The sequence below is a fragment of the Paraburkholderia sp. UYCP14C genome (assembly GCF_004197395.1).
Lineage (GTDB): Bacteria > Pseudomonadota > Gammaproteobacteria > Burkholderiales > Burkholderiaceae > Paraburkholderia.
Genome location: NZ_SELS01000211.1, coordinates 1 through 2,012 on the forward strand (window position 1 = coordinate 1; position 2,012 = coordinate 2,012).

The window sequence follows — 2,012 nt, forward strand, 5'->3', positions numbered from 1 at the left end:
GCAACATTCTCAGCCAACCGCCACCGCCTTCCTCGTATCCCCCGCCTGCCGCCGTACACCAGATCCGAGATTAGCTCGGCGAACCCCTGGTCCGCCCTGCTGTTGCGCTATCTCGACCTCATTGCGGCGCGTCTGCAGGGCAACGGCGCCGATCCCGGCGTCATTCCGCCCTCCCCGTCGGCGGCGACAGGCCGGGACGACCTGTCTGTGAGCCGGGTGAGCAGCGCGAGATACCATCACTTGCGATGCTCGCCGAGGCGGGCGAAACCGCCCCCGCGTCTGGTGTTCACACCGTGTCTTATTGCGGCACTTACAGACTCTGCGAAGAAACCGACAATTCTGGCAACTAGAGGACAATCACCCCGCCTTGCCCTCCTCCACTACGGCTTTAACCGTTGACGGCTCCCGTCGCGCCGGGTTGTTTGCTCTTGCGGCGCAGTTCTTCCGTCGTTTCGCCTCCGCCGTCCGGCAGCCAGCCCGGCGGCTGGATCACGTGATTGATCGCGATCCACGGGTTCTTCGCCTTGACGACATCGCGAATCAGCGTGACCCAGTGTTCGAACTCGACGACGAACGGGTTGCGCGACGTGGTCGGCGTCACGAGACCGTAGCGACACGGTTCGTCAGCGCGTTCTTCCACGTAGGTGCCGAACAGCCGGTCAAAGATGATCAGCACGCCACCGTAATTCGCGTCCAGGTAATGGACGTTCGATGCATGGTGCACACGGTGGGCGGATGGCGTATTGAAGACATATTCGAACCAGCCCAGCTTGGGAATGTACGTGGTATGCAACCAGCCCTGGTACATAAGATTGAGGAACAGCGTGAGCAGCACGACCTCGGGCTTGACCCCCAGCCATACGAGCGGCGCGAAGAACAGCGTCGAGCCAGTCAGTTTGCCGGTCACCCCGAGACGATAGGCCGTTGAAAGCGTCAACTGGTTCGGCGAATGGTGCACGGCATGCGTGGCCCAGAAGAAGCGCACGCGATGCGACGTCCGGTGATACCAGTAGTAGCAGAACTCCATTCCGATGAAGAGCGCGAACACCATGAGCGCGCTATTGATGTCGACCGTAAAGATACGATGGTCGTAGACGAAGCTGAAAATGGGCGTCGCAACCGAGATCGGCAGCAATGACATCACCCTGCGCGCGGCCAGGTCGAACAGTGAAATCCACACCTCGTACCACGCAAATGGCGCGGACGCATTCTTCCTGCGGCTCAGCACGACAGCTTCGATCAGCGAAACGGCAACGACGACGCCGGTGACGATCAGAACAAGTTTTGTAAGGGATTCCATGACGATGCCATATCGGGTGGTGGCGGGAGGTATCGTCTGCGGTGGTGAGCGGTCTGTGCATCGCATCCGATACGCGCACTTTAGACAGGGTCCTCGCGACTGGCTACGCAAAAGGTATTTCACCGTGTGTCATGGGATCGGGAAGGCTTCTGGCGGGGGTTTCCGGGCATCTACGCGGTCAGCCTCGTGCACCGTAGGCAGTCGTCCGCAACGCCGGGGACAGCTTCGCGTCGGTGGCATTAGCGGATGGTGTTGAGGCTCGTGCGGCTCGAAGTCCGTCGCGGCGCGAACGGTCGAATGCTTTCAATCAGCGGAAACCGATCGCGGGCCGTCGCATTTCGGGAGGAAAGACAGACCACGAACCATCGTCGTGTCTAAAGAAGACGAAGGAAAAGGTTCCGGACGGGCGCGTCGCCTCGACGCAGACGTATCGCCAACGCCTTTTCGGGGTATGGCTGAAGTGGGTCACGCGAGGGTGTATCGCCGCTTCGACGCCCAACCACTTTTCCACAAGCGATCGCAAGGAATGGCCACAGGCATTCATATTTCATCTCCCGACATGGGCGACTTCGCCGCCCCGACTCGTCGTCTGGCGAATCTGATAGCAGTTTGCTGACTACCGTGTGCCGAAGGAATGTATCGGCTCCGGTTGTCTGGACAAGCTTTTGCAGCTCAGGCGGCCAGCTTCATCAGCCTTTCCTGACGGGCTTCG

The 2,012-nt window shown here is 60.3% G+C and carries 1 protein-coding gene; it reads right to left on the minus strand.

Features of this window, described 5'->3' with window-relative positions:
- Window positions 1–388 precede the first annotated feature (388 nt).
- The gene (locus EVC45_RS44295; RefSeq protein ID WP_129964323.1) at window positions 389–1,300 is read right to left on the minus strand and encodes a sterol desaturase family protein; all 912 of its coding nucleotides are present in this window, start codon (window positions 1,298–1,300) and stop codon (window positions 389–391) included.
- Window positions 1,301–2,012 lie beyond the last annotated feature (712 nt).